General features: G+C 61.1%; 9 protein-coding genes and 1 pseudogene. 5 read left to right on the top strand and 5 right to left on the bottom strand.

All coding sequences use genetic code 11. The features are described 5' to 3' along the window. Positions 1–272: 272 nt before the first annotated feature. Positions 273–1,196 (bottom strand): TonB family protein, encoded by a 924-nt coding sequence (locus tag M3O22_05860; GenBank protein ID MDP9196276.1) that lies wholly within the window; start codon positions 1,194–1,196, stop codon positions 273–275. A gap of 93 nt (positions 1,197–1,289) precedes the next feature. On the opposite strand from M3O22_05860, the pseudogene M3O22_05865 reads away from it, so the two are divergent. The 4 genes and pseudogenes from M3O22_05865 to M3O22_05880 all read left to right on the top strand — a co-directional run bounded on the left by M3O22_05865 (position 1,290) and on the right by M3O22_05880 (position 7,312). Continuing rightward, positions 1,290–1,751: pseudogene (locus M3O22_05865) on the top strand (DNA starvation/stationary phase protection protein). An 86-nt stretch (positions 1,752–1,837) separates the two neighbouring features. After that, positions 1,838–3,016, top strand: a complete 1,179-nt coding sequence (locus M3O22_05870) for a TMEM43 family protein (GenBank protein ID MDP9196277.1) — start codon at positions 1,838–1,840, stop codon at positions 3,014–3,016. A gap of 13 nt (positions 3,017–3,029) precedes the next feature. Then, on the top strand, positions 3,030–6,503 hold the full coding sequence (mfd, locus tag M3O22_05875; protein ID MDP9196278.1) for a transcription-repair coupling factor: 3,474 nt from the start codon (positions 3,030–3,032) through the stop codon (positions 6,501–6,503). Between the two features lie 92 nt (positions 6,504–6,595). After that, a complete protein-coding gene (locus M3O22_05880; protein ID MDP9196279.1) occupies positions 6,596–7,312 on the top strand; it encodes a hypothetical protein in 717 nt (238 codons plus the stop codon). Between the two features lie 532 nt (positions 7,313–7,844). Here the strand turns inward: M3O22_05880 and M3O22_05885 are convergent. The 3 genes from M3O22_05885 to M3O22_05895 form a co-directional block, all read right to left on the bottom strand. Then, positions 7,845–8,402, bottom strand: a complete 558-nt coding sequence (locus M3O22_05885) for a hypothetical protein (protein ID MDP9196280.1) — start codon at positions 8,400–8,402, stop codon at positions 7,845–7,847. Positions 8,403–8,416: 14 nt separating this feature from the next. Next, on the bottom strand, positions 8,417–8,911 hold the full coding sequence (locus tag M3O22_05890) for a peptidylprolyl isomerase (protein MDP9196281.1): 495 nt from the start codon (positions 8,909–8,911) through the stop codon (positions 8,417–8,419). Positions 8,912–9,112: 201 nt separating this feature from the next. Then, a complete protein-coding gene (locus M3O22_05895) occupies positions 9,113–9,274 on the bottom strand; it encodes a hypothetical protein (protein MDP9196282.1) in 162 nt (53 codons plus the stop codon). A 169-nt stretch (positions 9,275–9,443) separates the two neighbouring features. Between M3O22_05895 and M3O22_05900 the strand changes: the two genes are divergently transcribed. Then, entirely contained in the window at positions 9,444–11,240 is a 1,797-nt protein-coding gene (locus M3O22_05900; GenBank protein ID MDP9196283.1) for an aminopeptidase P family protein, read from the top strand. A gap of 10 nt (positions 11,241–11,250) precedes the next feature. Here M3O22_05900 and M3O22_05905 read toward each other — a convergent pair. Beyond that, a partial coding sequence (locus tag M3O22_05905) for an ABC transporter substrate-binding protein (protein ID MDP9196284.1) occupies positions 11,251–12,197 on the bottom strand: 947 nt, incomplete at its 5' end.

Genomic DNA, 12,197 nt, shown 5'->3' on the forward strand with positions numbered 1-12,197 from the left:
CTGACAGTTGCCGGCGAAAATCAGCCTCTTCAGCTTGTCCTGAGCGGCATGGGGCCGGCTACAGACCGGCTGCGGGAGTGCATGCAATAGGCGTGCGGACAATCAAACGGATAATGGCCATCTGACTTCGGCTTTCCGGACTTCCGGTGCTCACGTACGTTTATGTACGCTGCGCCCCGGCTTCCGGAAACACTCATCATCTGTCTCATTCTGCGTTGATTGTCCGCATGCCCTGGACCCGTCTCTGGCTGGCCTCCGGTCCGAAGGGTGCGTCAGGGCGGTGCAATCTCCAGTGTGACCCTGACAGGGACAGGAAGTCCCGGGGGAGGCAGGGGCAGGGGTGATGCGGCCCTGACCTGGTTCATGACCATGATATCCCGGCCCGGATTTCCACAGGATACCAGGACGCTGACTGACAGGACCTTGCCAGTGCGGTCCACCAGGATCTGGTAGGATGCCGGAAGGCGCACATCGTTTCTCCAGGACAGCAGGCTGTCCACCGGTCCGATGCGGGCCCTGACAGCATTCAGCCACCGGTCCCCCAGTCCCTGTCCTGCCCGGGTGTAAGGTGTGCTGCGGGCCGGACCAAAAACGGTGCTCATGGCTTGGTTCAGCGCCTGTGTTCCCGGTGACGGAACGGGAATGGGGATGGCCAGGGGCCGGGGGGCCGGCACAGACCGCGGCTGGGCCTGCGGAGCGGGTGTCTGCGCCGGGGCTGGATCCTGCGGGCGGGCCGGCGCTACCCTCTGCTGCTGTGGTGCAGTCTGCTGTTCGTCCCGGGACGGAACCGGAGAAATTTCTTTCGGGGCGTCCATACCTTCATCGTCGGGGCCGGATTGTCGTCTGACGGGCGTGGCCGGTTCTGCCGCGGCGTTTTCCTCTGTGGTCTGGTCCTGCACAGCCACAATCTCGACCGGAATTTCAGAGGGGCTGTCGGGCAAGGACGGGGACCGCAGCCAGGCAAACAGCCCCCACGCCAGAACCAGAAGGACCAGGTGCACCAGGACAGACACAGCCGCTACAACCAGGACTTGCCGCCCCTTTCTGCGCAGGAAGGGAGAGGGGACGATGGACCTGAACAGGAATTCGGGCAGGACAATGCGGGGCCGGCGGGCGGCCGGATGCCTGCCTGCGTTTTTTCCCCCCGAAGTTCTGCCGGCAGAGGTGCCCCTGTCTGGTGTGGTGTCGTGAGCCATTGCGCCTGATATTATCACAGTTGCCCGGAAATATATTCCGTCATACTGTCGATGTTTGACAGGTTGTGCCACAGATCATCCAGGAGGGATCCCATGAAAAAGGACAGGACATCCAGAACGGACAGCAGCAGGGCGATTGCGGCCGGCCTTGCCACAGTGCTGGCGGATACCTTCCGGCTGTACCAGAAAACCCATGCCTTTCACTGGAACGTGGAGGGGCCTGATTTTTCCGAATTCCACGCCCTGTTTGAAACCCAGTACAATGAACTGTGGCTGGCCGTGGACATCCTGGCCGAGAGGGTCCGGGCCCTGGGCCACTATGTTCCGGCTTCCACAAGGGATTTTGCGGCCCTGTCCTCGATCCGGGAGGAGGAGGGAGTGCCGGAAGCAAAGGCCATGATCCGCCAGCTGGCCGAGGGACATGAGACAGTTATCGGGGCCATCCGCAAGGCCTATCCGGTTGCGGACCAGGCCGATGACCGGGCGACCATGGCCCTGTATGACGAGCGCCTGCAGGTCCACGAGAAAAGCGTGTGGATGCTGCGTTCGCACCTGACCCGTGGCACCGGCGACATGGTGGAGGCGGATCCGCTCAAAAAGCTGACAGGGAAAAAAACATAATGGCTGCATCAGGACCGGACATGTCCGACACGTTTACAGAAACCACGACGAAATCCTGGGGCCAGCGGCTGAAGGAGTCTGTGGCCGGGATTGTCATCGGCCTGATCATGGCGGGGCTGTGCCTGGGCTTGCTGTGGTGGAACGAAGGGCGGGCCATCAACCGCACGCGGACCCTGGCCGCAGGGCGATCAGCAGTCATCAGTATTCCCGCAAATCCGGTCGACCCCGCAAACCAGGGAAAGCTGGTCCATTTTTCAGGCCGCGCTGAAACGGCCCAGACGCTGGAAGACCCTCTGTTCCGCTTTCGCCGTCCCGCGCTGAAGCTGAAACGTACAGTCCAGATGTACCAGTGGAAGGAAGACCACGAGACAAAGACGAAGACCACCACGGGCGGCGGCGAGACAACCGAAACCGTCTATACCTACAGGAAGGTGTGGTCGGAAGCCCTGATTGATTCCGGCCGTTTCCGGTCCAGGGCTGGCCATGAAAATCCCGCCTCCATGCCGTTCCAGACCCAGGTGTGGACAGCGTCCGATATCCATGTGGGAGCATTTTTTCTCTCCACGGCCCTGACGGAGAGGCTGGATGATTATACCGGCCTGACCCCCACCGCTGAGGACACAGGGGCCATGGAGTCTTCCCTGACCCGCAGGTTCAAACTGTCTGGCGGAGAATACCTGACCGGTGATCTGTCCAGCCCTGGCATTGGCGATTTGCGGGTTCATTTCAGCATGATCGAGCCCCAGGACATCAGCGTTATTGGTGGCCAGAGCAGCGGTAACAGGCTCGAGCCGTGGCGCACTCCGCACGGATCCCTGGATCTTCTGTCAACAGGCACCAGAACGCCCGACGAGATGTTCTCGTCAGCCGAGATGGAAAACACCCTGATGACCTGGCTGATCCGCCTGGGTGGTTTTGTAGGGGTCTGGGCTGGCCTCGGCCTGTTTTTCCGGCCGTTCCGTATCCTGGCCGACGTGGTGCCCTTCATCGGGTCCATCGTGGGTGTGGGGATCGGCTTTGTGGCCGGCAGCCTGGCATTTGCGGCCAGCCTGGTCACCATCGCCGCCGCATGGATATATTACCGACCGGTCTTCGGCTATACCCTGCTGGGGATTGCTGCGGCCCTTGTCGTGATTTTCCTGCTGGTCCTGCGCAGAAGGAAACAGCCAGGGGATGGCCAGATCCCGGTGGTGAGGTGAGTTCCGGGACGATATGAAGTTTTCTTTTAATCGTCATGTGCTCACCCGCACCCTGATTGGAGGAGCGCCGGAGGGGCAGGACGCGCGGGTGTTGGCGGACATCGCGCGGCAGGCGGGTGGTGCTGGCGTTATTCACATTGCGCTGGACGATACTCGCATGGCGCATCTGGCCGAGGCGCTGGCTTTCTTTGCTCCCGATATTCGGGTGATCCAGTTTCCCGCGTGGGACTGTCTGCCCTATGACCGTGTCTCCCCGGGCGCGGATGTGGTGGGGGAGAGGGTTGCGGCGTTGATGCGGCTGATAAATTCCTCTCCCGCAGGAGAGGGAATGATTCTCCTCACCACCGTCAACGCCTTTTTGCAGCGCGTTTCCCCGCCGGAAACATTTCAGCACACGGCGTTCAGCGCGAAGATCGGCGACCGGATTGACAGTGATAAACTGCAGCAATACCTCACCCGCAACGGGTACAACCGGGCGCAGACGGTGCGCGAGCCGGGGGAGTTTGCTATCCGCGGCGATATCATCGATATTTTTCCTCCGGCGGCGGAAGAGCCATTGCGGCTGGATCTGTTCGGGGACGAGCTGGAAAACATCCGCGCGTTTGATCCGCTGACCCAGCTGACCTCGGAAAAGCGCGACGGATTTACTCTCAAACCTATGGGCGAAATCCTGCTGGATGAAGCGTCCATCCAGAACTTCCGTGCCCGGTATCGCGAGCTGTTCGGTGCGCAGAATGCCGACGACCCTCTGTATGAGGCCATCAGCGCCGGCCGCAAATACGGCGGCATGGAGCACTGGCTGCCGCTGTTTTATCTGTCGCTGGTGACGCTGGCCGATTACATGCCCCACGCGTCTGTCGTTCTCGATGCGCAGGTGGAAGAGGCTCGCAATCAGCGGCTGGAACAGATCATGGATTTTTACCAGGCGCGGCAGGCGCTGATGAAAACGCCGCAGGCCGGCGCGTACAAACCCGTTCCGCCCACGCTGATGTTTCTCGACAAGGCCGAGTGGGAGAGCATTCTTGGCAAACGCGCCACGGCCATTCTGTCGCCCTTTGCGCCAGCAGAAAACACCGGCATCGATGCGCAAGGCCGCCGCGGGCACGATTTTGCCGAGGCGCGGACGCGCATGGACATCAACCTGTTCGACGCTGTGCGCGATCACATTGCGATCCTGAAACAGCAGGGCAAAAAAGTGCTGGTGGCAGGGTATACCGATGGCTCGTGCGAGCGGCTGAAGACACTGCTGTCCCACCACGGCATGGAACATCTGCGCCTGTGTGACACGTGGCATGAGGCGAATACGCAGCACAGGGACGTGACACCACTGGTGACGCTGGCTGTTGAGCATGGCTTCGTCACGCCTGATCTCGCAGTGGTTGCCGAGCAGGATATTCTGGGCGAGCGCATGGCGCGGCCCGCACGCAAAAAACGCAGGTCGGCCAACTTCATCAGCGAGGTGAGCAGCCTGTCGCCCGGCGATCTGGTGGTGCACGCCGAGCACGGCATCGGGCGGTACGAGGGGCTGGAGACGCTGGATGTGGGCGGCGCGCCGCACGACTGTGTGAAGCTGATCTACGCGGATGGCGACAAGCTGTTCGTGCCTGTGGAGAATATTGACGTGCTGACCCGTTATGGGTCGGATGAGGGCACGGCGCAGCTGGACAAGCTGGGTGGTGTGGGTTGGCAGAACCGCAAGGCGCGCGTGAAAAAACGCCTGCTGGACATGGCCGATGCGTTGCTGAAAATTGCCGCGGAACGCCAGCTCCGCCATACGGAAATTATCGGCGCACCGGAAGGGCTCTACGACGAATTCTGCGCGCGCTTTCCCTGGGCCGAAACCGAAGACCAGACGAAATCCATCGACGATGTGCTGCAGGATCTCGGCTCGGGCCGGCCCATGGATCGCCTGGTGTGCGGCGACGTGGGCTTTGGCAAGACCGAGGTCGCTCTGCGCGCCGCCTTCGTCATGGCCATGACCGGCAAGCAGGTGGCCGTCGTGGTGCCCACCACGCTGCTGGCCCGCCAGCACAGCCGGAATTTCTCCAAACGCTTTGCCGGATTTCCGTTGCACGTTGGGCAGCTGTCGCGGCTGGTGTCGGCGAAAGACAGCACACAGGTCAAAAAAGGTTTGAAAGAAGGCACGGTCGATATTGTGGTGGGGACGCATGCGCTGCTGGCCAAGTCGATTGAGTTCAAAGACCTGGGCCTGGTGATTGTGGATGAAGAACAGCATTTTGGCGTGAAGCAGAAGGAACGCCTGAAGGAACTGCGCCACGATGTGCACGTGCTGACCATGACCGCAACGCCCATTCCGCGAACGTTGCAGCTGGCGCTGTCAGGCGTGCGCGAACTGAGCCTCATCACCACACCGCCGGTGGATCGCCTGGCGGTGCGCACCACGGTGCTGCCGTACGATCCGGTGGTGGTCCGCGAGGCGATTATGCGCGAGCATTTCCGCGGCGGCCAGACGTTCTATGTGTGTCCGCGTCTGGAAGACTTGCCCAAGGTGGAAGAGGCGCTGAAAGATCTGGTGCCCGAGGTAAAAATCATCACCGCGCACGGGCAGATGGCCTCATCCCAGCTGGAAGATGTGATGACGGCGTTCGACGAGGGCCGGTACGAGATCCTGCTGTCCACCAATATTGTGGAGTCCGGCCTGGATATTCCCACGGCCAACACCATGATCATCCACCGCGCTGATCTGTTCGGCCTGGCGCAGTTGTATCAGCTGCGCGGGCGTGTGGGCCGTGGCAAGATCCGCGGCTATGCGTATCTGACCTATTCGCCGACCATGGCGCTGTCGCAAACGGCGCAGCAGCGGCTGCACGTGATCGAGACTCTGGATACTCTGGGTGCAGGTTTTCAACTCGCCAGTCACGACATGGACATTCGCGGCGCAGGCAATTTGTTAGGCGAGGAGCAGTCGGGCAACATCCGCGAGGTCGGCGTTGAACTGTACCAGCAGATGCTGGACGATGCCGTGGACGCAGCGCGCGCCGGGGCGGGTGGAGCAATGGAGGATCGTGGCGGCTGGACGCCGCAGATCAACCTGGGCACACCGGTGCTGATCCCCGATGGGTATGTAATCGACCTGAACGTGCGCCTGTCGCTCTACCGGCGCATCGCCGGGTTAGTAGATAAAACTGAAATCGATGCCTTCGCTGCAGAACTGGTGGATCGTTTTGGCCCACTCCCCGAAGAAGTCGACAACCTGCTGAACGTGATCGGTATCAAGCAACAATGCCGCCTGGCGGGTGTCGAAAAAGTCGACGCGGGGCCCAAAGGCACCGTCCTCTCCTTCCGCAACAACGCCTTCAGCAAACCGGAAAAACTGGTGGCCTGGATGATGCAGCAGGCGGGCACGATCAAACTCCGCCCCGACAACAAACTCACTGCCCTCCGCGCCTGGGACTCCCCCTCCGATCGCGTCCGCGGTGTCCAGAAACTGCTGGAGGAGCTGGCGAACACGGCGTTTGGGTGTTGAATTAATGTGAGCACAATGTATAAGCGAAAATCTTCAATGTATAAGCGAAAATCTTCAATGAAGTTGAAAATTGCCAAGGAAAGCATAATACAATGTCTGATAATTCTCTTATCGCAGTCTGTGGTTCTTTAGCCTTGGGTCTGTTCCCGGGGTGCGTATCTGATCAAGGTGTGACAGATTCAGACCGGACTCCCCCCTCTGCAACCGCGTCCGCCCCTGCGGAAAAACAGGACCAGTCGGGAGATATTAAACTCCAGCCTCTTACGCAGGATGCCAGGACTGGTATCGGTTCCTTATTAACGAATATGCAGATTCATCTGGATCCCGAGCTAAAAACAACGACAGTCGATTTGTGTTCTGGCGGCCCCAGCCATAAAGTTGTTGACCTGAAGACGGAACCTGTCGTTACCTCAGAGGGTCGCAGGGGTGTTTCCTACAATTATACACTACAACCTGCCCGTGAATTGTATGGTTTACGCTGTGAACAGGTTGCAACCCGGTGGACTTTCACAGACTCGCTTTACATCCAGTGTTTCCGGAAAGTCCCGAACGTCTATATTGTATGGACCCAGAACGTTGAAGGGCCCAAGCGTAACGGGGGATATCATCGCAGCCATCATGTTGTTCGTCTTTTAACGAGCGTTGAAGAGGCTGCGAAATATCCTGATACCGGGGATCAAACCACGATCCTTTTAAGGTCAGGGACCCTGGAACCCCTGAAACCTGGGGACCAGAAAAAAGTAAAAGATTTCCTGAATGGCCTCCATGCAAACAATTGCCGGAAATTTTATTATCCGGCAGCGCCTTGAGGACCCCTTCAAGGCTTATTTGCAAAGTCTGATCTGGCAGTGTCGTCCAGGATCAGGAAGCGGGACTGGATAAAATATAGCTGGTTTTGGACAAAGTGCCCGGGACTCTCCCGCCGCCCGTGTGCGGGGAGCGCAAAAACTGCTGGAGGAGCTGGTCATCGTGGGGCGGTGAAAAGCCTGAAATTCCATGTTTATAACCATCCCCATGACCAGTAACCGCATATACGATCTTGCTTTTGTAACAGGCACAGCCCTGTTGCTGTTATCCGCGCTCGTTTTCTGGAACTATGGCGGGCAGCGGTTGGTGGAGTGGTGCCTTGGATGCCGCGGGGCGCACCGCTGGTGTTTCCCCTGCCCGGTGGTGGAGAGCTTGTCTGGGATCCGCACCGGGGATTTTCGCAGAGTGAAATTCTGGCTTGGGCTGGTGCCGCTTCCGTTTGGCTGGCGGTGCGCTATCTTCTGGTGGCGCGTTACGAAATGCCGCCTTTCTGGCCGCGTGTGATTCGGGAAAACCGCCACAGGAACCCTGGGGTCAGGGTTGTGCAGCTCCTGGTGGTATTTCACGGGGGCTGGAGGCCGGCACGTCCGGAGCGGGCTCTTCCGGTTTCCACAGGCGCATGAGGGCCTGGGGGATGTCGGGCCGGTCGTATATCCGGACGCTGCTGTGCGGGCCGCTGTTCCCGGTTCCGATTCCGGTGCGGATGTTGGGCGTCAGGGCTGTGGTGGTAAAGGATGATGCGTCGACACCTTCCGGCCCCGCAGGGTCCAGCACAAGAACAAAAACAACATGGTCTGCATCCGGGCCATGGACATGGGTGCAGGCCCAGATTTCCCGCTCCTCCGGATCTGCAGGTGGTGGTGGAGCAAGGCTGTGTCGCGGCCTGGAAGGCCAGACAGACAGGGCCAGAACTGCGCGGCCAAAACCGCCAGAATACCGGATATCTTGGCTTTCCATGACGGTCATGCTGTCCCGGTCACAGGACCAGGCGATAAAGTCAGCAACGGTGTTCCGGTCTGTTTCCTGACCTGCTTTTCCGCAGGCAGAAACCATGACGGCTGCAGCGATGATTCCAGACAGTTTTCCCTGCATGTTTCTTCCGGATCCTACTTGGCGGAGGCAGCTCCTGCAGCCACCACATCCGCGGCGACCTGCATGCGGATGATCTTGTCGGGGTTGGTCACTTCGCCGTTGCGGCGCTGGTCGCCCTTCTTGATGGCGTCCACATGTTCCATGCCCTCAATCACGCGACCCCAGACCGTGTACTGTCCGTCCAGGAAGTTTGAATCGGCAAGGACGATGAAGAACTGGCTGTCTGCACTGTCGGGGCTGGAGGCCCGGGCCATGGAAACAGCGCCCCTGGTATGGGGCTCGCGGGAGAATTCGGCCGGCAGGTTCTTGCCCGATCCGCCGGTGCCGTTGCCATCAGGGTCGCCGCCCTGGGCCATAAAGCCGTCAATAACCCGGTGGAAATTCAGGCCGTCATAGAATCCCTGGCGGACCAGTTCCTTGATGCGGGCCACGTGCTTCGGGGCCAGGTCCGGGCGCATGGCGATGACCACACGGCCTGTTTTCAGCTGCATATAAAGGGTGTTTTCCATATCCTGTGCACTCTTCCATCCAAGTGAAACAACGTCAATATTGTGATCCTGGACTTGGGTTTTTCCCGGAACGGGAAGGGCAAGGACCAGAGCGGCAAGGGCAAGGGCAAAAAACTTTCCGGCGATCATGGGAGGAAATCTCCGTCAGGGTAAACCACAGGTCCAAGCGAACCACAGAAAAATGGCATCAGAAAGACAGGATCAGGCTGCCAAGGGAAGGTCCTGCACCGGCATTGCCGGAGAATCGCCGGATTCCGGGCCGACATCATGGGAATTTTCCTCCGGCCGGGAAGCATACGCCAGCCCGGCCCTGCGGCGGCGCTGGACATTCTCGCGTACCGTCCTGAACATTCGTGCCCGCATGGTTACCCCTCCACGTCAGTGCCATCCTGTTGCCACAGACATACCTGTTTTTTGACGAAAACAAACCCGAAAAAGTACCGGGCTTCCCGATCATTTGTCTTGACTTTGTCCGCAAGCCTGATTCCCTTGTTCCGGACAATCCGCCCCGTTTCCTTGCAAGGTTTTTCCCATGTCCCTTCCTGATATCCATTCCCGGGTCGCCGCCCTGCGCCAGGAAATGGGCCGTCTGGGGCTGGATGGCCTGGTGATTCCCCACAGTGACGAGTACCAGAACGAGTACCTGCCCCCGCATGCCGAGCGGCTGGCCTGGGCCACAGGGTTTACGGGATCGGCCGGGATGGCCATCCTGCTGCAGGGCCGGGCGGGGGTCTTTGTGGACGGGCGCTATACCCTGCAGGTGCGGGACCAGGCGCCGGCTGACCTGTTCAGCTTTGCGGATCTGACGGAGACCGGCATTGCCGCCTGGCTTGATCAGGCCTTTCCGGCATCCGGTACGCTGGGGTATGACCCGGCCCTGCACACGGTGCCGGAGGTGGCCCGGCTGGGCCAGGCCGTGGCGCGCAAGGGCGGCATGATGCGCTCCTGCCGGCCCCATCCGGTGGATGCCTGCTGGATGGACCGGCCCACGCCTGCCCCTGAACCGTTCGAGGTTCACCCCCTGTCCTTTGCCGGGCGCAACGCCGCGGGCAAGCGGATCGATCTGGCCGCAGAGCTGTCCCGTGCAGGGCTGGACGCGACGGTGATGACCGAGCCGCAGTCGATGGCCTGGCTTCTGAATATCCGGGGACGGGACGTGCCGCACACACCGCTGCCCCTGTCGTGCGGCATTCTTCATGCGGATTCCACGGTGGACCTGTTCACCGATCCGGCGAAGGTGACGGACGAGGTGGCGGCCTGGCTGGGCAACGCTGTCCGTGTTTCTTCCACAGAAAAATTCCCGGAAGCCCTGAAAGGCCTGGGGACCAGAAAGGCAAAGGTGCGGGTGGACGTGCAGTCCGCCCCTGCCCTGGTGGTGGAGACTCTGCGCAACGCCGGCGTCCGGCTGGACGAGGGGCCGGATCCGTCCGTCCTGCCCCGGGCCTGCAAGAACGACACCGAGCTGGAAGGTGCACGCAATGCCCACCGGCGCGACGGTGTGGCACTGGTGCGCTTTCTGCACTGGCTGTCGGAGACCTGGCCGCGACGCACGGTGACTGAACTGGAGGCCATGGACCGGCTTCTGGAATTCCGCCAGCAGGGAGAGCTGTTCCGGGACACCAGCTTCGCCACCATTGCCGGCGCGGGACCCAACGGCGCGATTGTCCATTACCACAGCACGCCGGCCACCAGCCGGCCGCTGGAGTCCGGCACCCTGTTCCTGCTGGACAGTGGAGCCCAGTACCGGGACGGCACCACCGACGTGACCCGCACCGTCGCGCTGGGCCCGCCGACGGCGGAGATGCGCGACCGCTTCACCCGCGTCCTGAAGGGGCATATCGCCATCGCCATGGCCCGCTTTCCCGCGGGCACCACAGGGCCCCAGCTGGACGCTCTGGCGCGGGCGCCCCTGTGGGCCGCAGGTCTGGATTATGACCACGGCACAGGCCACGGCGTGGGCAGCTATCTCAGTGTCCATGAGGGACCCCAGCGGATCTCGAAACGGGGTGGCGGTGTGCCGCTGCAGCCGGGCATGATCGTGTCCAATGAGCCAGGATACTACAAGGCCAGCGCGTGGGGCATCCGTATCGAGAGCCTGGTGGCAGTGCGCCCATGCAAGGATATTGCAGGAGCCGAGCGCGATATGCTGGAGTTCGAGACTCTGACCCTGGCGCCCATTGATATGACGCTGGTGGACCGGGTCATGCTGTCCACCGCCGAGACGGCCTGGCTGGACGCATACCACCGCCGGGTGCGCGACATCCTGTTACCCCTGCTGCCCGCCGATGCGGCGGTGTGGATCCAGAAATCAGTAGCCAGTAGCCAGTAAGACTTGCAGGTTACTGGTTCTTGGCTCCATGTTCCTGAATCCACCAGCTGTCCAGGACAGGGCCGTAGATGGGTGTGGTGTCCGGGTGGCGCAAGGGTTTCCACCAGGCTATCCGGTCGCCCGGAGCGTGGTACAGCGGCACGATGTAGTATCCCCACAGCAGAACCCGGTCCAGGGCGCGCACGGTGGCCACCAGCTCCCCCCGCGTGGCGGCGGCGGAGATGCTGCGGGCCAGTGCATCCACCACCCCGTCGCGGATGCCGGGATAGTTGCGGCTGCCGGGAAGGGCGGTATAGTCAGAGCCCCAGAAGGTGATCTGCTCGTTCCCCGGCGACAGGGTGGACAGCCACTTGTTGACCGTCATATCAAAGTCCGATTCGTCGATCCGTCCCTGGTACTGGGCTGTGTCTACGGTGCGGATTGTGGCCTCGATCCCCAGGCGTTTCAGGCCGCGGACGAATTCCAGAGCCACGGGTTCGTCCGACGGGTTCACCAGCAGGATCCCGAACCGGAAAGGTTCTCCCTGTTCGTTGACCAGCTGGCCGTTCTGCATGTGCCATCCGGCGTTGGCCAGCAGGATGCGGGCCTGGCGTAACCAGGGCCGCAGGGCTGCGGGACCAGAGCCGTCGGTCACCGGCATTGTGAAAGGTTCGGTGAAAATTTCTGGCGGAAGATTCTTCCGGTATGTTTCCAGAATCTCCCGCTCCCGCCCTGTGGGAAGGCCTGTAGCGGCCAGCTCGCTGTTGGGATAATAGCTGGCGGTGCGGACATAGGCGTTGTGGAACAGGGTACGGTTCAGCCAGGAAAAGTCCAGCACCATGGTCAGGGCCTGCCGCACACGCCGGTCCTGGAACAGGGGACGGCGGGTGTTGAACACCAGGCCGCGAACCCACTCGGGACGGCCATGGGGAAAGACTCTCAAGGTCATATTCCCGCTGTCCAGCCCCGTGCCGGCAT

Source organism: Pseudomonadota bacterium (genome assembly GCA_030775045.1).
Taxonomy (GTDB): domain Bacteria; phylum Pseudomonadota; class Alphaproteobacteria; order JALYJY01; family JALYJY01; genus JALYJY01.